Raw genomic sequence first — 17,442 nt, forward strand, 5'->3', positions numbered from 1 at the left:
CTGGCCGACGGGATCTGGTCGATCGGCGTATCAGTCTTTCGACCGGTGTTCAGGTTTTCCTTTCCGTTTGGTTAAAGCCATGTCTTCGAGTTGCCGCTCGCTCATGGATCTGTACATTGATTTCGACGCGCCCTTCAGATCCGAGACCTTCGTTTCCTTGCGTTTGGCGGAAAGAGCTGCGCCGGCTGCCTTCTGCTGTGCACGGGATTTCGCAGGCATGCTGTTCTCCGGGGTTGTGGCTGATCCAATCCCTAACCGGGACCTTCACCAGGAGTTCCTGAGCATCCCCACTAGCGCCGACGGTCGCGCTCCGCCCTGGCGATCTCACGGCGTAGCCGTTCGATCTCCTGCTGCTCGGGCCTCATCTAGCGATGACCGGGAAAAGGCTTGCGCCGGATTGGCACCGAACTCCTTGACCCATTTGCGCAGCACGTTCTCATGAACACAAGGTCGCGGCCCGGTTGCGCCACTGACCCCCACGACCAGCTTGACCGCTCCGACCTGGAACTCGCTCCTGAATTTGTGGCCCTTCATCGCTCACCTCCGGCTTCATGAAACACCTAATCTCGACGTCCATCAAACCGGCAGCAGCTCAAAATGGCTCAACCCTCGCATTCCAGTGGTGGAACTCGACCGCGCCGATCTCGATCATTCCGAGGAGTCCTTCCAGAGCATTCATCCCGTAGCCGTCGGTCTGTTCAGGCTATCTGTGCGTTGCGCGGTTGGCTCGCTTTCCGTCGGCTGGTTGCGCGCCGTTGTTGAGCAGCAATGCGCTCACTAATGGCGTTCGACGTCGCAGAGAAAAAGTTGGTGCGCCGGCGCACAATGCTGGTCGCTTCGGTTGTGCGGGAGGGCGCGTTTGGGAACTGATTCTCGACGTGATGGGTTGTGATCTCGCCGGGGCTTCCGCAGCTTGCCGTGATTGTTATCCATCAGCCCGGGATCGCCCGTCGTCTCGGAGACCTCAGCCGCTGCCCAACAACAGGTGACGATATGACTGATCCGCCCAAGCGCAATCGATCGGGCGAGTTTCCGAATTGACCCGCGAATGCGGCGCGTTCACGGTCTGATGGCCGGCTCACGCCCATGGAGAAATGATGCAGGACCAGAATGATCGCGCCGCGTGCACGGCTGCTATCGCGAAGGAAGGTCGAGTGCGCGTCCTAAAGCCAGGGCGGAATTGCTGGCGAATAGCAAGGGCCGATAAGGTCGCGGTCCTGATCGATTCGTCGGATTACTATGCACGTCTCGAACAGGCGCTCCGTCAGGCGAAACGATCGATCCTGATCATCGGTTGGGCTTTCGACGGACGCGTCAAGCTTTGTCCGGACCGTGACGACTGTCCGCCTCTCCGCGATTTCCTGCGTTCGCTGGTCGAAGCAAAGCCAGAGCTCGAAGTCCGCATCCTGGTGTGGAGCGCGGCGGTGATCCATGCGCCCGGGGATCCGGTGCCACTCTTGCTAGGGGCTCCGTGGCAGAATCACCCGCGCATCACGGTCCGATTGGATCGGCAGCATCCGCTATATGCCTCGCACCATCAGAAACTGGTTGCGATCGATGACGCATTGGTTTTTTGCGGCGGTATCGATCTCACGATCGGGCGCTGGGACACCGCCGGGCATCACGAAGCCGATCCCTTGCGGGTCCGTCCCGATGGGAGTGCATACTGTCCGGTGCACGACGTCCAGATGGTGGCGGCTGGAGAAGCCGCGGGTGTCGCCGCTGATGTTGCGCGCGAGCGCTGGCGCATTGCGACCGGCGAATTCCTAAGTGCCGCGGAACACGGCGCCGATCTGTGGCCGCCTGATCTTGTGCCCGACTTCACTGACATACCGGTCGCCATTGCCCGCACGGTGCCGGCCTGGGGAGATGCGCCCGCCGTACACGAGATCGCGGCGCTGACCGAGGACCTCCTCTCTGCCGCCCGACACTCGATCTACATCGAGACGCAGTATTTCGCGGCCGGTAACGTACGGCGGATTCTCGAGAAGAGCCTTGCCGCCGCGGTTGGACCGGAGATAGTTGTGATCGTCAGGCGCGCTTCGCCCGGTGTGCTGGAGCGGCTGGTGATGGGAAGTAACCGCGACCGTCTGATCCGGCATTTGCGACGCATCGACCGCCATAACCGCCTTCGCGTCTTTTACCCAGTGGTGCCCGGAAGCGACAAGCCTTGCGAGCTGCTGGTGCACGCGAAGGTAGTAGTTGTCGATGAGGATATCGTTCGCATCGGTTCCTCCAATCTGAACAACCGCTCGATGGGTCTCGATACCGAATGCGATCTCGCGGTCGAAGCTGCGAATGACATCGAGCGCCGCGCGATCCGCCAGTTGCGCGAGCGCCTGCTCGCCGAGCATATCGGGGTCACGCCCACCGAGATCGCGCAGGCGGTTGTCGATCGCGGCTCTCTGATCCACGGAATCGACGCCTGCAATCGGAATGTGCGGGGCTTGCGGCCGTTCCCCGAGACCGATCTCGATGGTCCGACCGAGCCGATTACCGGAACCGGCTTGCTCGACCCGCTGCCGCCTGTAGAGCTGCTCTAACTGCGCGTCCGGCCGGCCAGGAGTTCAGGTTCGTCGCGTCGAGCCCTTGCGGCTTTTCAGGATCAGCTCGGTGAGCCCGAACAGCGGCGCGCCGATTGCGAGCGGCAGCAGGAAATAAATCGCGCGGAACGCGAGCAGCCCACCGATGACGTTTGCATCGGGAAGCAGATAGAGAACGACAGTTTCAATGACGCCGAGGCCGCCGGGGACGTGGGTGATCAACGCGCTTACATTCGCAATCACATACGCAGTGACGACGGCCGGATAGGAGATATATCCTAGTCCGGCGAGCGCCTGATCCAGGCAGCCCGCGACGAAGGCGAAGTTAATCGGGCCGATCACCACCTGCCCGAGCGCGAGCCGCAACGTTGGCATTTCGATCCGCCAATTGCGGATGCGCAGTGGTCTTCGGAGTAGTGCGGACAGGACAAGATAGATGCCGGCCGTGGTTAAGCACGCAGCGCCGCTAGAAAGGACCGCGGCTTGCGACAGCCCGGTGATCTTCCCCGCTAGATCCGGACGCAGGAGAAGTGCGCAACCGCCGAGGATCATCAGGCCGAGACCAACGGTGGTCCCGCAGAACACGATGATCTTGGCGATGTCCCCGCCGCTGACACCCCAGCGCGAATAGAACCGATACCGGATGGCGCCGCTGCTCAAGGCGGCAAAGCCGATATTGTGGCCGAGCGATAGACTACAGAACGAAGCCAGCGCGGCTTTGCGATAAGGCACCTTCTGGCCGACATAGCGCAGCGCGAGCCAGTCGAAACCGGTCAAGCAAAGATAGCTTGCGGCTGCAAACAGGGTGGAGAACACAATATGTCTGGCCGGAATGCCGGCCAGCGAGGTCACGATCTCGTCGCGGCTGTATCGGCTAAGTGTCCGGTAGAGCAGAAAGGCTGCGAGTCCGACGAGCGCTATTCCCAGGACCGGCGCAAACCAGCGCGACCAGTTGCGCTTACGCGCCGCTGCTGCCGCAATTCCGCTCGTTGAGGCGTTCGCCACGCGACGTTGTCCGTTCGTTCCATGCGGCGCCGCGCTCTACATTTGCGCAGCGCGCGGTCCAATATGAAACGGCTGGATACAAGTCTGGTTCAGCTGTTTGTGTCTATTGCGTCACGATGAAGTCCCGCATGGTCTCGACTTGCCGCGGAGCCGGACAGGGAAACCCGGAGTTCTGCGACCACCGGCAGGTGGTCGGAGGCAAAGCTCGCAAGCGGTGTGCGCACGGTCCGGACATCGAGGATCTCGACAGAGGGCCCGACGAAGATGTGATCGATGCGTAGGCTTGGGTAGCGTGTTGGGAATGTGGCACGGTTCGGCGCACCTGCTCGTCGCGGCAACGCTCGATGCGCATCCTGAAGCCGATCCGCCAGACGGCGATAGCCGCGCGAGCGCGTGGTCGCGTTGAAATCCCCCATGAGGATCACAGGTTCGTGGCAATGCGGGTCGCCGAGCCATTCGGGCCCGAGCAGCGCATTGACCTGCATCAGCCGCTCGCGCCCAAGGACGCTGAGATGGGTGTTGATCACCTGCACGGTAGCGTTGCCCATTCGAATCGAGGACCACAATGCGCCACGCGGCTCAAGCCAGGGTAGGCGCAGCGCCGGCAAGGGCCCGGCCTTTACGGTTCGCGCCGGCCAGCGGCTGAGGATGGCGTCGCCGTAAAGTTCCTCCATGACGCGCAATGCCGGGAAGAACTGCACGTCCATCCCGAGATCGCGGGCGATCATTTCCGCTTGATCGACATGGCCGCTGCGTGCGCGCCCGACATCCAATTCCTGCAGGCCGACGATATCAGGATGACAGGAGGCGATCACTTCCGCGATGCGCTGCGGCGACCAGGTGCGATCGACGCCCCGGCAGCGATGGACGTTGTAGGTCATGACCCGGAAGGACACTTCGGCGCGCGGGCCACCGGACAAGACAGCCATTTCGTTTCTCGTCTGCGCCGAAACCGCCCCGCGGGAAACCGGCGAGCCTGCGCACTGGTTCCACACGCCCTGGCGTGTGGCAACACGCTACCGTCAGCGACCGTATGGTCCAGAGCGCGCAGATACGCGATCAGGTCTGCGTGCTCCTGCTCGTGCCGCAGCTGCGGCAAAGCCATCTTCTTAGTGTCCGGCACCGCGTTCTGCGGGTCGGTGAGAAATGCGTCGAGTGCGCAGGCTTGCTCACGAGCCCGTTTTGCTGCGCGTTCCTTGGCGTCCGAATAGTCGAGCCGGCTAGCGCCGCCGCCGGGGGTCGGCCCATAGTGAATCCGGCATGCGGAAGCCGGCCCTGGCCGCGAACCAGGTCGGGCTTTCTGCTAATTGATTGCTCGGTCACTGAGCCGCTGTCAAACGGCAGCCGCGCCGGCGGTCGCACGTCGGTTCTTTCATAGCGGACCTGCCGGTGACCAGGCTCTTACCTCAGGGCAAGTTCGCCGACAGTCTGCCTACTCGAAGCTGCGGGTGCAGCCACGCGCCAACTGCCCGGTCAATACGGACCGTAGTAGCTATAGCCCCACTGAGGTCCGACGGCCACTGCGCCAGCGCTGGATGCATACCCGTAAGGCCCATAACCGGCGTTAGGTTTATGGCCGCGAGGCCCGTAGTAGTAGGACGGAAATGGCGAGAACCTATGTCCATAGCCGCCCAGCAGATACGGCGTGCTGGGGTAGTAGAACCCCATAACTCCCGGCTCCTGGGTTGCTTCTGCTCGAGCCGTAGCCGGGTTCGCGAGCACGGCCAGCGAAAGCAATCCAGCAGCGAACATAAATGTCGTCCTGTTCATTTCGCTTCTCCCTTGTCTACCTCGAGTCAATCGAAGCCAAGGGACGTCGTTCCAACGAGATTCTTCGTTTCAGCGTTCACAAGCGAACGCGGTCCGCGGGATCCAATGATCGGTGGCAACTTAGCGTCGCCGGCCCATCCGAACGAACTTGGAAGCTCCCGATCTAGGCAACCCAACCGGACTGAATCGCGGCAAGCAGACCGTAATGGACCTAGTCTTCGAGATCGAATCCGAGCTGAAGGCCGGCTATCGAGGGTACTATAGCTGCGTCGGTGGTGGATCCAACTCAGCATAAGTGGATTCCCGCCTTCTCTACTGCCATTGATCTAGCCTTGAGCCGCGGACGCCGCGCATCCTTCAACTCACAAAGCAGCCCATCGCAAGCAGGTCGCCGCGCACGAATATGATCGGGTCCTTCTCGGGTTTGCCTTGTCCGAAATCATAGCGCTGGCCAGCGCCTGTATCGCGGTGAACCACAGCGAACAAGTTGGTACCGCTTTCCACCGGTACTCACATCTGATCTCGACTAGATGGCTCTGCGCGGACCTGAGCGCGATGTGTCCAGTTGATGAGGAGCGCACGAGCTGGCTCTCGGCGCGGCTCGGGTGAATCGCCACAAACCCATCTGCGGCCATATTGATCGTCACTTTGCCGCCAACGAAGTCTTCGCGCACCTCAATCTGCGGATAACGCGACTGCAGAATGATCGTTATGACAATCCGGCGGCGAAACAGGGTTCCTTCTTGCCGGAAGGCCATATCGCCTAGACTAGTTCTCACGAAGCCAATTCTTCATAGGTGTTGCTCCGCCGTTTTCCCGCGCAGACTACGATGACACATGGAGATCACCGCAAGGGATATTCGATCAGGCCATCCAGCTTACGATCGCCAAAACCAGAAGTACGGCTAAAACCCCTGTCATAGCGGTGATTTGCCACGGGCGCATGCGCCGGAAAGTAAAGGACTCGCGAGCGAACCGATCATTCGCAGCCTCGGGCGGCGTGCTCCGCCGTTTGTCAGCTCCGGGCTCCGTCATTGGGAACACCTCTTTCGTCAGTGACATTTGTCGTAGAAATGGCTCCGCTCCTGTTTCGTTCCTTAGAGTCGCGGGTTGACGCTCTGTGATCGCCGCACACGGTACGCGACCGGACCATTCATGAGCAGGCCGGGTACAAGCGGGCCTGACGGAGAGACATCGGATCAGATCGAAAGTGAAACAACAACGTTGCGCGGCTGCTGTGCTGAAACCGGAAATCTCACGCCGGAATGCGCGTCACCCTCGAACTCGCGATTGGCATGCTGATCATTGCGCTTGTCGTCGGGGCGCTCGGCTTCACCGGTATAGCAAAAGGTCCAGCAAGCATCGCGAAGTTCATCTTCGTAGCGTTTCTCGCGATCCTTGCGCCTCGTCTTCGTCTTGGGTCCGCTTGGCGTCATCGCTTTGTTCTAAGGACCAGCGTTCGTTGGCCAGCATCGCGAGCTTGCGATGTTTGCGTGCCGCCGCACTCACCGGCCTGGTCGACACATCGCGCTTGAGCGAAATGGTGAGACGCGGATTTGTGCCAGTATGACAAGCAGTATATCGCTTGCAGCACTCGCACGCGACATGAGCACTGATAAGACGAGCGATCTGGGCCGGAATGGGAATCGAAACTCGGCACATGCGGCCGTCAGCTGGCGACACGCTCACCCGGCCGTGGCAGGCTGGTGGTGCCGTGCCGTCACTTTTGAGCGGCCGATCGTGGTTTGACAGCGAGATAACGTGGACGAGACGTCGACGCCTTTTCAAACCGAATCTGATCCAGACAATTGTCCGAAGGGAGGTCGCCAAAAGCGCAGCTGGCAAACTCGATGAGTAGGCCGTCAAGCCGGTCGCACGCGTCCTCAGAAAGATCAAACTGCATAGGTACGGGCGCGTACCGGACCGCGTTCCCCGAGATGCGTGGAATGATGGCGGTCCCGCTTGAGACGCCTGTTGAAGTCAGTTCCTCGCTCCCATCGTACGCCTTCGCAATCACCCTGATCGAGCGAAGGGGTATGTTCCCTTCATAGCGAATCTGCACAGGAATTCGGCATTCGAACGCTCTCCCCTCCTGCAAGGGCTTTGTTTCGAGAATGACCGGCCTGCTGTCAGCATGCGCCCGCACCGGAATCATAAGAGCCGCCACAGTCGTCGCTGTGATGACCAGAGCGGTGTACCTGGCGCGGTGCCGTGGACCTCGTCGAGCGGAACTGCCTACGGCCATATGGAATCTCCTTCTTCGCTCTTGACCGAACTTTCGCAACGATGAAGCTGACTTCGGCTATGCCGGCAATCCGCGACGCATCACGGGCAGGGAGCTATCGCGGGCTTTGCTATTCATTCCAGGAGCACTCGTGTTGCAGAACAACCCTCGGGTGCTGCACAACGCTGCTGTGCAGCACTAGAGGGCCCAGCGATCCTCTCGTTTGCGCGCTGCGTTCTCGTTCAAGCGATTCGCAATATCCTCTGCCAACGATTCCGATTGCGCATTCGCGACCGCCACTCCATCCTGGGTGACCAATGCCTTGCCGTCAGCGACAACGGGGAAATCGTTTGGATGTAGTGTCTTCTTTTCCATGCCTAGCTCTCCAGCGTCGTTTCTCATGATCAAGACTTGAAAGAGGATTGCTCATCGTCTTTTGCCTCCGCAATGCACCAATCAATAGCTTCAATCCGGAAAGCGGGCGGCGTGCTGTCTGCGGGCACCATGACAATGTGCCACGCTCACGCGCTCGACAACGTCGCTGTGACAATGCCGTGCCCGAAGCGCTGCTTCGCCGGAAGCGGTCCCAAATCGTAGGGCATTGACGGCTGCCACGGATGGAGCCGCGCGACGTCCCCAGGGAAGTTGCACCCAGGTTAGTGCAGCTACTTACCTCCGTTGGCAGAGTTCCCCGCGACAAATAGGGGCATTCCATCTTACGGTCTCCGTCGTCTGCGTTATTCTGCACCCGCATTGCCGTCGCGGAACCGTGTCAAGTCAACGGGGATGGCCGCCGCATCCGCGTGCTCGGCCGTCGCATAGGGCAATCCAAAGTAGCTAGCGCCCGCGTTCCATCGCTCCACAGGCCGTTCCGGGAAGCCAAACGCATATGTTCCGCCTCCGCTTCTCGAATCTCGGGTGATCAACACAGCAATCAGATTTCCCGCGCGCGTGAAGACGGCGTCGGAAACATACCCGTAGCCTTGGCCCGCCTGCAGACGAGCGTAGTCGCCAATAATTTCGGTCACGGCGAACTCTCCCAACACGTGCTGGTCGTCATTGCGGAAGATGCCGTATACCGGGTCATGGTCGGCATCGATGTCGGCCGTCACGCGGCCCGGCAATCTCGAGAGCTCCAGACGTAGCCATGGGACTCGGAACATGAATTCGCGGGACTGGCCGCGCTTGTTGCCCTCGACCACAACTGCCCTGATCTGTCCATCTGGGCCGACGATAAGATTGCGCGTCGTGCCAAGACTGGCGCCGGCTACGGAGTTGACTTGTTTGCCCAAAACCTTGGATGCGCGCCAACCCCGATAGAGTTCCTCGGCCGACAGCGGCACGATTTGGAGTCGTTGTCGCTGCTCCGGGTTGGAGGCCGAGCTAATGGCATCCTTGTCTTGAGCGACGGCCGGGTCGAGTGCCGCTGCCCCAAGCAGGACGAGTGTGGCTGCGAAACCTGTGACCGTACGGGCGAAGCGATGGATAAGCATGTGAGTCCCTCGTGCTAGTGCTCAAGCGAAGAACGAAAGAGACCGGACCAAGCGGTCGGCCGTCCGCCCAGAATCGTGTCTCGATGATCAGGCCCGACCTATTTCCGCGGTCGGGGAGGAGGTCAGCACGTCAACCGTTCAGGAGTTTCATCGACCGTCGTCCTCAGGCTTGCCCGACGCAGCCGCGCCGCCGTGGAATAGAAGTCTCCCAAAGAGCCAAACCTGCTGGGACAAGTGCAAATCCCTGCGCTTCCCATCCGCTGATAGCGCTTGACGTGGGGTTCAGCTTGTAGTTATCCGTGTCCTCCCTGAGAAACCGTTTCACACGAAGTAAACAGGTTTCTGCCTCCGGAGTTTCAATGCAGTTCGTCTGAAAACGAACGGTCAGCACGAAAGTAATGTCCGGCGAAATGGCCTGAGAGATCTTCCCACGGGCGGAATAGCAATGCTGGTTAGCGTCCGCGGTGCAGACGCGTTGCTATGCCAAGCTAAGAACAGAGGTTCGTGGGCGCATCCGGAGGTACGGAACGCGACTGATGCCGCAACGGCTGATCAGAATTTGGGACCCCAACGTTCATTGGTGCAAGAACACGCGCGCCGAATACGACTGGCGGGCTAGGGAAAGCCGGTCACCACGCGTTCTGATGCTTGATGCTCGACCGGGAACGGAGGTTGGCGAGTTCCGCGGCGTTGCTGGAGTCGGACCGGCAAGGCAATCCAACCGAGGCGGTCGTGGGTGGCCGGCCGGTCTGATCGTCGTGGGTCCCCATGCTATCCACCCTCGTTAATGCGGTCCGAAATGCGATAAGCCGTGTCGATCAACGCAATGTGCGACAGTGCTTGCTGACAATTGCCGAGCTGTTTGCTCGCCTGTGTATCGAATTCTTCTGCAAGCAAGCCGACGTCGTTCGCGGTGGCTGCCACTCTCTCAAGCATGGTTTGAGCCTCGGAAATTCTTGCTTGCAAGACGAGATTGTCGGCATACCAAAGGCTGCATGCAAGGAAAGCACCTTCGCCGGATCGCAAACCATCCCGCACCGTTTCGGTGTCATAGCGGAGCACAAACCCGTCGCGCATCAAATTACGCTCGATCGCCTGGACGGTGCCTAACATTCGCGGGTCATCATGAGCGACAAAACCGACCAGCGGGGCAAGCAGTAAGCTCGCGTGCACTATCGAATGTACGGACGAATGATCGCAATCCGGCATTGAAGCCGCGTGCGCAGATCGTGCGGTGCAAGTCTCGCGGATCACGCGCCATCGGTCCACAGGCGCGTCAAATCCTGACTCGTCCGCAGCCAGAATAGCGCGGTCGAACGCGACCCCAAGTCATGATCTTGGAATGAGTAAAGTGCTCGCGTCCGCTCCGGACTTCCCAGATCCCATGATCAGGCTCGTCCCAGAAGGACGCGAGCCGGTCTACGAGAGAGTACTGAAGGCGCCAGCTTGCCTGTTCCGGCGGTAAGCCGCCTTCGCGCGCCAGATGCATCGTCTCCAGGAGCTCACCGAAAATATCTAGCTGCAACTGCTGGTCGGCCTGGTTCCCGGTCCTGACCGGTGATGATCCGGCGAAAGCCGGGCAACCATAAAATATCCTGTTCTTCGATGCGATGCTCGCCCGCGATGCCATAGATGGGCTGCAAGGCTTCGGGCATCCCGGCGGCTGCGTGCAGCAGCCAGTCGCGCCATGCGGCGGCCTCCGATCTGTAGCCGCCGCGAAGAAACGCCTGAAGCGTAAAGCTGGCATCGCGCAACCAGCAAAAGCGATAGTCCCAGTTGCGGTCGCCGCCGATTCGTTCCGGCAAAGATGTCGTCGGTGCGGCGACAAGGCCGCCCGTGGGCCTGAAAGTAAGCGCCTTAATGGTAATCAGCGAACGCACGACTTGCTCGCGCCATGGACCCTGTAACGCGCAGCGAGAAACCCAGTCGGTCCAGTTCGACTCTGTCGCGTCAAGCGCGTCGGCTGCTTCGATGTCCGGTGGCGCAGCCTCGTGGGATCTTCGGTAAGTGAGCACGAAGGTACGAACCTCGCCGGCGCGAACCAACAGTTCCGTTGCTACACAGCCGTCTCTGATCTCGCCGCGACACGGCGCAACCAACGTCACCGCATGCGGCCCCGAGATCGCTTCATGGCGGTTGGGGACAGCTCCTTGATCCATGGCTCGAGGCGGCCATATCAAAGCGGAGAGCAAGGTTGGAGATCAGTGTCACCCTTCCGCGCCTGCCGAACACCATGCGGACGAGATCGGAGGTTGAACCCCGGATCGGCATGAACTCCACGAGATCGCACGATCTCTGTCTCGATCGACGTTTCGAGAACGAGGGTGCTTTCCCGGTATTTGCAGTGCCGCCGGACTCCGCGTTCCGCTGACATGATCCAGTGGCCGTGCTCGGGCCATCCCAACAACGCTGCAAAGCAGGCTTCCGAGTCGAAGCGTGGCCAGCAGAGCCAGTCGATTGAACCGTTTCTGTTGATCAACGCCGCGGTCTCGCAATCGCCAATGAGCGCGTAGTCTTCGATTCTGGGACATGTTTGGCTCATCGTCTGAAACAATGCGGCTGATCAGAAGCTATGTGGCGTCTCACATCGCGCTAGCTCCGGACACGTTCAGTCGGGCGGATCAGGGCGAGGCCGGTTTCCGGATCGTGAACTTTCTGGAGATGTGCGGGTGACTCGTTGACGGTCACCTCAAGCGTGGGCCGCACGTGTCCCTGGCCGAGATGGCCGGCAAGGGCAGTTCCATTTCGCTTTCCGACCACCAGATGAATATGGAGCGCAGGTTTGCCGTCGGGGTCGAGCGCAACATCTCCGATCATGGAAGCCACTTCCACCTGCTCCCTAACTGGTATCTCGATGTAACGCTTCTCGTCGATATCGAAATGCGTGAGAACGACGTCGATATCGAAATGCGTGAGAACGACGTCGCTGAGGGCCCCGATGGCCGTGATTTGCGCGGCCGAGATCTTTTCATTCGTCAGGAACCGGCCAAGGCACGACATCACCTCGTCACCGGTTTCAAGGACGACAGCGTATGTCCGGCGGCCATCGGAGGAGTCTAGGATCTTGGATTGCATGGGTTTGCTAGTCGTATCGCTGGCTCGTAAGGAGCAAACTGCTGATTTCCACACTCGTTCCTCAGGAACGGACGCCGACCTTTATTTGTTGCCTTGGAAGGGCGACCCGGCGATCAACGTAAGGGTTGGACAATGGCAAAAGCGACTGCAGCCGACGTACTGGTCGAAACGCTCATTCGTTGGAATGTCGACACGGTATTTGGGATTCCGGGCGACGGGATCAACGGCATCATCGAATCTCTCCGTGTCAGGCAGGATAAGCTGAGATTCATTCAAGTTCGCCACGAGGAGGCGGCCGCATTCAATGCCTGTGCCTACGCCAAATGGACGGGACGTCTTGGCGTCTGCCTTGCGACTTCAGGTCCAGGCGGCATTCACCTTCTGAATGGACTTTATGATGCGAAACTGGACGGAGCGCCCGTCCTCGCCATCACCGGTCTCCAGTTCCACGATCTTCTGCAGACACATACGCAGCAGGATGTTGAGCTCGATAAGCTGTTCATGGACGTTGCCGTGTTCAACAGTCGGATCATGGGTGGGCACCATGTCGAGAATACGATCGAGCTTGCCTGCCGGACTGCGCTTTCGCGACGTGGTGTCGCTCACGTGACCATGCCGGTCGATCTTCAGTCGCAGCCTGTCAGTGCCGATCCGCGCTCAAAACGCAATGTTCCGCAGCACGTGTCGAATGAAATGACGTGGCTTGTCGCGATGCCGAGGGACAGCCAGCTACATGAGGCGGCCGAAATCCTCAATTCTGGCAAGAAGACTGCCATACTCGCCGGCCAGGGTGCTCTCAGTGCGAGTGAGGAGTTGCTCAAGGTCGCTGAACTACTGGCAGCGCCAATCGTCAAGCCATTGCTGGGGAAAGGCGTCGTGCCTGACGACAGTCCTTACACCACCGGCGGCATAGGTTTGCTGGGCACGCGACCCTCGCAAGAAGCGCTTGAAAGCTGCGATACGCTTCTCATTGTAGGTTCCAGCTTCCCGTATCTTGAGTTTTATCCACGGCCCGGTAGCGCGCGCGCCGTGCAGATCGATGCCGATCCAACGCGGATCGGCCTACGCTATCCGGTCGAAGCAGGACTTGTTGGCGACGCAGCAAGGGTCTTGCGGGAGCTGCTGCCGAAACTCAAAAAGAGAGACGATCGGTCCTTCCTGGAGCAGGCCCAGAAGGGGATGACGGAGTGGAACGAACTGATGGACGAGCGTGGCACTCGGATGGATAAGCCGATGAAGCCGCAGGTCGTCGCCCACGAACTCAACAAGCTCGTTTCCGACGACGCGATCATCGCAACGGACTCCGGGACTGTGACAACGTGGATCGCGCGACATCTCAAGCATCGCGGCAACATGAAATTCTCCTGCTCGGGCAATCTGGCGACCATGGCATGCGGGTTGCCTTACGCCATTGCGGCGGCGGTGGTTTATCCCGAACGGCAGGTTATCGCCTTCGTGGGCGACGGCGCTCTGACCATGCTCATTGGCGAGCTTGCTACGTGTGTCAAATACGACCTGAATGTAAAGGTTGTCGTGATAAAGAACAATTCGCTTGGGCAGATCAAGTGGGAGCAGATGGTCTTTCTCGGAAACCCCGAGTATGTCTGCGATCTCCAGCCGGTCGATTTTGCAACCGTCGCGAAAGGATTTGGCGTCGCGAGTTTTTCCGTTGATGATCCCGCCCAGTGCGGCGACGTGCTCCGACAGGCATTGGCCGCTCGTGGGCCGGCGCTTGTTGAAGCGACGGTAGATACTCACGAGCCTCCAATGCCGCCGAAAGCGACGCTTAGACAGGTGTCGCACTTCGCGCAATCGCTAGCCCGCGGCACGCCCGAACGAAGCAGGATCGCGTGGACGGTCGCGTCCGATACGGTGCGCGAGCTGGTCTAGGAGCAGGCCATGCTGAATCCGCCGGTCATCGAACGGGTTGCCGCGAAGGCATTTACCGTTCCCACCGATGCACCGGAGGCAGACGGTACGTTCTCCTGGAACGAGACCACTCTGGTTATTGCGCAGGTCGAGGCCGGTGGCATCGAGGGAATTGGCTATACCTACTCGAGCGAAGCCGTGCTACCGATTATCCACGGTCCGTTGCTCGGTGCAATTCAGCAGCTTGATGCCTTTGCGATACCAAAGGCCTGGGGGGCAATGGTTGCCGCCGTGCGCAACCTTGGTTGACGCGGTCAATGCGCAACCGCAATTGCTGCCGTCGATTGTGCGCTGTGGGACCTGAAAGCCAAGTTGCTCGGTCAGCCGCTGGTGCGATTGCTCGGTGCCTGCCGTGACGAGGTCCCGATCTATGGGAGCGGCGGATTCACCACATACTCGAAGGCGCGGCTCTGCGAGCAACTGGCGAACTGGGTTGAGCAGGCCGGATGTCACGCCGTGAAGATGAAGATCGGCGCAGATCCCAAGGCAGATATGGATCGTGTCCGAACGGCAAGCGACGCGATCGGAGCGGCGCAACTGTTTGTGGATGCCAACGGCGCCTACGGTCGCAAGCAGGGCACTGGCGTTTGCCGTGGGCGTCGCGGGGTCGCAGGTGACATGGTTCGAAGAACCAGTTTCGAGCGATGATCTCGATGGCCTGCGTCTGATACGGGACAGGTCTCCGCCGCCGCTGGAGATCGCGGCCGGCGAGTACGGCTACGACCTGTTCTATTTCCGGCGCATGCTGGAGCGGCGGTGCGTAGACGTGTTGCAGGCGGACGCGACCCGCTGCGGCGGCTTTACCGGTTTCCTGCAAGCCGCTCATCTCGCAGACGCACACATGATTCCACTATCTTCCCACACGGCGCCGGCCCTTCATTTGCACGTGTGTTGTGCCGTTCCACGGCTTCGCCACGTCGAATGGTTTCAAGACCATGTCCGCATCGAGCGCATGCTGTTTGACGGCGCGCCCGAGCCGGCGAACGGAACGATCCGTCCCGACCTGTCGCGACCAGGGATTGGACTCGAGCTGAAGCGTTCGGACGCGCGGCGTTTCGAAAAGGGATTCGCGTGAAGGCGGGAGATCTCGCATGGCATTCAGCTTCAGTATCGACCATCGAAGGGCGCGGGCAGCTCGAGCAACCGCCGGCGGTCCGTCCTCGCGGTTCCGCAGCTCACACCAGGATCTAGCCGCTAGACTGGCCCGCGCAACATACGGCGAGGTCCGCTTCGACGCTGGTAGCCGAGCCCTTTATTCGACCGACGCCTCAAACTACCGTCAGATCCCAATCGGCGTCGTCGTGCCTGCTTCGATCGACGACTTCGTGACGACGGTCGGCCTTTGCCGCGAACACGAAGTGCCGTTGCTGATGCGGGGAGGGGGAACGAGCCTCGCCGGTCAGACCTGCAACTCCGCGGTGGTGATCGACTTTTCGAAGTACCTCAATCCTGTCACCGGAAATCGATCCCGGGCGGCGGCTTGCACGCGTACAGCCCGGCTGCATTCTGGACGACCTACGCAAACAGGCCGAGGAACATCACCTTACGTTCGGTCCTGATCCCGCAACGCACGACCGGAACACCCTCGGCGGCATGCTCGGCAACAATTCGTGCGGTGTACATTCCGTGATGGCTGGCCGGACATCCGACAACGTCGAAAGCCTCGAAATACTTACGTACGATGGCGAGCGGATGCACGACGGAGCGACGTCCGAAGAGGAGCTTGCGCGAATTCTACGGGCGGGTGGACGACGTGGAGAGATCTACAAAGTGCTTGTCCGGTTTCGCAACAGATATGCCGACCTCATACGGAGTCGCTTTCCGGACATTCCGCGCCGCGTCTCGGGCTACGAGAACCTCGACCAGCTGTTGCCCGAGAAGGGATTCAACCTTGCTCGTGCGCTGGTCGGAACCGAGGCTACGTGTGTCGTCATTCTCTCCGCCTGCCTGACACTAGTGGAAAGCCCTCGGGCAAGAGCGCTGGTCGTCATCGGCTTTGATAATGTCTTCGCTGCCGCAGACGCTGTTCCGGATGTGCTCGGTTTCAGTCCGATCGGGTTGGAAGGCATCGATGACATGCTAATCCAATTCATGCAGCGTAAGGATTTGCACGCCGAGGACCTGAAGCTGCTGCCACGCGGTGAGGGCTGGTTGCTGGCCGAGTTCGGCGGGGATACCGTCGAGGAGGCAGTTGCGCGAGCACGTGCGCTGGCCGAAGCCTGTGATGCGAAGGGCAGGCCGCTGAGGTTCCTGAACAAACCTGAACTTCAATCCCGGCTTTGGACCATTCGCGAGGCCGCGCTTGCTGCAACAGCACACGTGCCGGGCATGCCGGAAGCCTATCCGGGGTGGGAGGACAGCGCAGTCCGGCGCGAGGAACTTGGCAGCTATCTGCGGGATCTGAAAGCTCTGTTCGAGCGCCACGGCTACAGCGCTTCTGTCTATGGGCACTTCGGCGATGGGCTGGTTCACTGCCGGATCCCGTTCGCACTGGAAAGCAAAACCGGCGTCCGGGATTGGCAGCGCTTCCTCGAAGAGGCGACCGATCTTGTGGTGCGATACGGCGGGTCAATTTCAGGCGAACACGGGGACGGGCAGGCGCGCGCCAGCTTGCTGGAACGCATGTACGGAACGGAGCTTGTGCACGCGTTCCAGGAATTCAAGGCAATCTGGGATCCCCAGAACCGGATGAATCCGGGGAAGGTCGTCGCCCCGTTCTCGCCGGCTTCGAATCTGCGTATCGGTCCCGATTACGACCCGCCACAGGTGCGGACGGCATATGCATATCCGGAGGACAACGGTAGCTTTGCGGGAGCGACGCGGCGTTGCGTCGGCGTTGGAAAGTGTCGGCGCCTTGACAGCGACCAGGGCGTGATGTGTCCGAGCTACATGGTGACGCGCGAGGAGAAGCACTCGACCTGCGGTCGCGCGCGCATGCTGTTCGAGATGCTGGAGGGAGCACCTGTTGCTGATGGCTGGAGGAGTGATGCGGTCGAGGAGGCGCTGAACCTTTGCCTCGCGTGCAAAGGCTGCAAGAGCGACTGCCCCTTGCATGTCGACATGGCCACATACAAGTCAGAGTTTCGCGCTCGCTACTATGCTGGACGCTTACGGCCGCGGGCCGCCTACAGCATGGGATTGATACATCATTGGGCGCGCCTTGCGGCCTATGCGCCCGCACTCGCAAACGCAGCCATGTAGCTCCCGGTCGCCTCGGACGCACTGAAGCTCATCGGCGGCATCGCGCGGCAGCGCACATTTCCCAAACTCGCAGCACACCCATTTACATCGTGGTTCCGCCGCAGGCCGGCCCGGTCGCTCAACGGAGAGCGAATTTTGCTCTGGCCTGACACCTTCAACAACTACTTTCGTCCCAACGTCGGAGTCGCTGCCACCGAGGTGT

General features: G+C 60.4%; 20 protein-coding genes. 10 read left to right on the forward strand and 10 right to left on the reverse strand.

The features are described from left to right. Positions 1-30: 30 nt before the first annotated feature. On the reverse strand, positions 31-219 hold the full coding sequence (locus tag LMTR13_RS12525; protein ID WP_065728149.1) for a DUF3008 family protein: 189 nt from the start codon (positions 217-219) through the stop codon (positions 31-33). Between the two features lie 268 nt (positions 220-487). On the opposite strand from LMTR13_RS12525, the gene LMTR13_RS40655 reads away from it, so the two are divergent. Both LMTR13_RS40655 and LMTR13_RS12530 read left to right on the forward strand, forming a co-directional pair. Continuing rightward, on the forward strand, positions 488-781 hold the full coding sequence (locus tag LMTR13_RS40655; protein WP_156795590.1) for a hypothetical protein: 294 nt from the start codon (positions 488-490) through the stop codon (positions 779-781). A gap of 316 nt (positions 782-1,097) precedes the next feature. Further along, entirely contained in the window at positions 1,098-2,543 is a 1,446-nt protein-coding gene (locus tag LMTR13_RS12530; RefSeq protein ID WP_083219439.1) for a phospholipase D-like domain-containing protein, read from the forward strand. Between the two features lie 24 nt (positions 2,544-2,567). Here the strand turns inward: LMTR13_RS12530 and LMTR13_RS12535 are convergent, their stop codons facing one another. After that, positions 2,568-3,548 (reverse strand): lysylphosphatidylglycerol synthase domain-containing protein, encoded by a 981-nt coding sequence (locus tag LMTR13_RS12535; protein WP_236843364.1) that lies wholly within the window; start codon positions 3,546-3,548, stop codon positions 2,568-2,570. Between the two features lie 89 nt (positions 3,549-3,637). Further along, positions 3,638-4,477 carry an endonuclease/exonuclease/phosphatase family protein gene (locus tag LMTR13_RS12540; RefSeq protein WP_065728150.1) on the reverse strand — a complete coding sequence of 280 codons (840 nt, stop codon included), beginning with the start codon at positions 4,475-4,477 and terminating at the stop codon, positions 3,638-3,640. Positions 4,478-5,923: 1,446 nt separating this feature from the next. Here LMTR13_RS12540 and LMTR13_RS40660 point away from each other — a divergent pair. Both LMTR13_RS40660 and LMTR13_RS43650 read left to right on the forward strand, forming a co-directional pair. Continuing rightward, the gene (locus LMTR13_RS40660) at positions 5,924-6,085 is read left to right on the forward strand and encodes a hypothetical protein (protein ID WP_156795591.1); all 162 of its coding nucleotides are present in this window, start codon (positions 5,924-5,926) and stop codon (positions 6,083-6,085) included. Between the two features lie 528 nt (positions 6,086-6,613). After that, a complete protein-coding gene (locus LMTR13_RS43650) occupies positions 6,614-6,853 on the forward strand; it encodes a DUF1328 domain-containing protein (protein WP_418219770.1) in 240 nt (79 codons plus the stop codon). 887 nt (positions 6,854-7,740) lie between these two features. Here LMTR13_RS43650 and LMTR13_RS41660 read toward each other — a convergent pair. From LMTR13_RS41660 to LMTR13_RS12575, 7 genes are all read right to left on the reverse strand, one after another. Beyond that, positions 7,741-7,917 carry a hypothetical protein gene (locus tag LMTR13_RS41660; protein ID WP_197521082.1) on the reverse strand — a complete coding sequence of 59 codons (177 nt, stop codon included), beginning with the start codon at positions 7,915-7,917 and terminating at the stop codon, positions 7,741-7,743. 362 nt (positions 7,918-8,279) lie between these two features. Beyond that, positions 8,280-9,035 (reverse strand): PRC-barrel domain-containing protein, encoded by a 756-nt coding sequence (locus LMTR13_RS12565; RefSeq protein ID WP_065728155.1) that lies wholly within the window; start codon positions 9,033-9,035, stop codon positions 8,280-8,282. Between the two features lie 771 nt (positions 9,036-9,806). Further along, complete coding sequence (locus LMTR13_RS43320; RefSeq protein ID WP_335622077.1) at positions 9,807-10,304, reverse strand: glycoside hydrolase family 15 protein; 498 nt, start codon at positions 10,302-10,304, stop codon at positions 9,807-9,809. A gap of 7 nt (positions 10,305-10,311) precedes the next feature. Next, positions 10,312-10,560, reverse strand: a complete 249-nt coding sequence (locus LMTR13_RS43325; protein ID WP_335622078.1) for a glycoside hydrolase family 15 protein — start codon at positions 10,558-10,560, stop codon at positions 10,312-10,314. Next, positions 10,538-11,194, reverse strand: coding sequence for a glycoside hydrolase family 15 protein (locus LMTR13_RS43330; protein WP_335622079.1), 657 nt, complete (start codon positions 11,192-11,194; stop codon positions 10,538-10,540). Before LMTR13_RS43330 ends, LMTR13_RS43325 begins: the two co-directional genes overlap by 23 nt. Positions 11,195-11,211: 17 nt before the next feature. Then, a complete protein-coding gene (locus LMTR13_RS43335; protein WP_335622098.1) occupies positions 11,212-11,577 on the reverse strand; it encodes a trehalase-like domain-containing protein in 366 nt (121 codons plus the stop codon). A gap of 50 nt (positions 11,578-11,627) precedes the next feature. Continuing rightward, positions 11,628-12,110 carry a PPC domain-containing DNA-binding protein gene (locus LMTR13_RS12575; RefSeq protein ID WP_065728156.1) on the reverse strand — a complete coding sequence of 161 codons (483 nt, stop codon included), beginning with the start codon at positions 12,108-12,110 and terminating at the stop codon, positions 11,628-11,630. A 132-nt stretch (positions 12,111-12,242) separates the two neighbouring features. Between LMTR13_RS12575 and LMTR13_RS12580 the strand changes: the two genes are divergently transcribed. From LMTR13_RS12580 to LMTR13_RS43105, 6 genes are read left to right on the forward strand one after another with little or no spacing between them, the layout of a single operon-like run. Next, positions 12,243-14,000, forward strand: a complete 1,758-nt coding sequence (locus LMTR13_RS12580; protein WP_065728157.1) for a thiamine pyrophosphate-dependent enzyme — start codon at positions 12,243-12,245, stop codon at positions 13,998-14,000. A 9-nt stretch (positions 14,001-14,009) separates the two neighbouring features. Beyond that, the gene (locus LMTR13_RS43340) at positions 14,010-14,288 is read left to right on the forward strand and encodes an enolase-like domain-containing protein (RefSeq protein ID WP_156795592.1); all 279 of its coding nucleotides are present in this window, start codon (positions 14,010-14,012) and stop codon (positions 14,286-14,288) included. Between the two features lie 51 nt (positions 14,289-14,339). Further along, positions 14,340-14,687 carry an enolase C-terminal domain-like protein gene (locus LMTR13_RS43345; protein WP_335622099.1) on the forward strand — a complete coding sequence of 116 codons (348 nt, stop codon included), beginning with the start codon at positions 14,340-14,342 and terminating at the stop codon, positions 14,685-14,687. Beyond that, complete coding sequence (locus tag LMTR13_RS43350) at positions 14,653-15,114, forward strand: enolase C-terminal domain-like protein (protein WP_250637234.1); 462 nt, start codon at positions 14,653-14,655, stop codon at positions 15,112-15,114. The genes LMTR13_RS43345 and LMTR13_RS43350 overlap by 35 nt, the downstream gene beginning before the upstream one ends. Positions 15,115-15,130: 16 nt before the next feature. Further along, entirely contained in the window at positions 15,131-15,598 is a 468-nt protein-coding gene (locus LMTR13_RS43655) for an FAD-binding oxidoreductase (protein WP_197521083.1), read from the forward strand. Beyond that, a complete protein-coding gene (locus tag LMTR13_RS43105; protein ID WP_250637235.1) occupies positions 15,546-17,240 on the forward strand; it encodes an FAD-binding and (Fe-S)-binding domain-containing protein in 1,695 nt (564 codons plus the stop codon). The genes LMTR13_RS43655 and LMTR13_RS43105 overlap by 53 nt, the downstream gene beginning before the upstream one ends. The last annotated feature ends 202 nt before the right edge of the window (positions 17,241-17,442 follow it).

The organism is Bradyrhizobium icense (assembly GCF_001693385.1).
GTDB lineage: Bacteria > Pseudomonadota > Alphaproteobacteria > Rhizobiales > Xanthobacteraceae > Bradyrhizobium > Bradyrhizobium icense.

Coding starts and splice junctions, on each gene's coding strand:
- LMTR13_RS43650 (WP_418219770.1), top strand. CDS start 6,614: ATGCTGATCATTGCGCTTGTCGTCGGGGCGCTCGGCTTCACCGGTATA.
- LMTR13_RS43330 (WP_335622079.1), bottom strand. CDS start 11,194: ATGGATCAAGGAGCTGTCCCCAACCGCCATGAAGCGATCTCGGGGCCG.
- LMTR13_RS12580 (WP_065728157.1), top strand. CDS start 12,243: ATGGCAAAAGCGACTGCAGCCGACGTACTGGTCGAAACGCTCATTCGT.
- LMTR13_RS43340 (WP_156795592.1), top strand. CDS start 14,010: ATGCTGAATCCGCCGGTCATCGAACGGGTTGCCGCGAAGGCATTTACC.
- LMTR13_RS12540 (WP_065728150.1), bottom strand. CDS start 4,477: ATGGCTGTCTTGTCCGGTGGCCCGCGCGCCGAAGTGTCCTTCCGGGTC.
- LMTR13_RS12565 (WP_065728155.1), bottom strand. CDS start 9,035: ATGCTTATCCATCGCTTCGCCCGTACGGTCACAGGTTTCGCAGCCACA.
- LMTR13_RS43655 (WP_197521083.1), top strand. CDS start 15,131: ATGGCATTCAGCTTCAGTATCGACCATCGAAGGGCGCGGGCAGCTCGA.
- LMTR13_RS41660 (WP_197521082.1), bottom strand. CDS start 7,917: ATGGAAAAGAAGACACTACATCCAAACGATTTCCCCGTTGTCGCTGAC.
- LMTR13_RS12530 (WP_083219439.1), top strand. CDS start 1,098: ATGCAGGACCAGAATGATCGCGCCGCGTGCACGGCTGCTATCGCGAAG.
- LMTR13_RS12575 (WP_065728156.1), bottom strand. CDS start 12,110: ATGCAATCCAAGATCCTAGACTCCTCCGATGGCCGCCGGACATACGCT.
- LMTR13_RS12525 (WP_065728149.1), bottom strand. CDS start 219: ATGCCTGCGAAATCCCGTGCACAGCAGAAGGCAGCCGGCGCAGCTCTT.
- LMTR13_RS43335 (WP_335622098.1), bottom strand. CDS start 11,577: ATGAGCCAAACATGTCCCAGAATCGAAGACTACGCGCTCATTGGCGAT.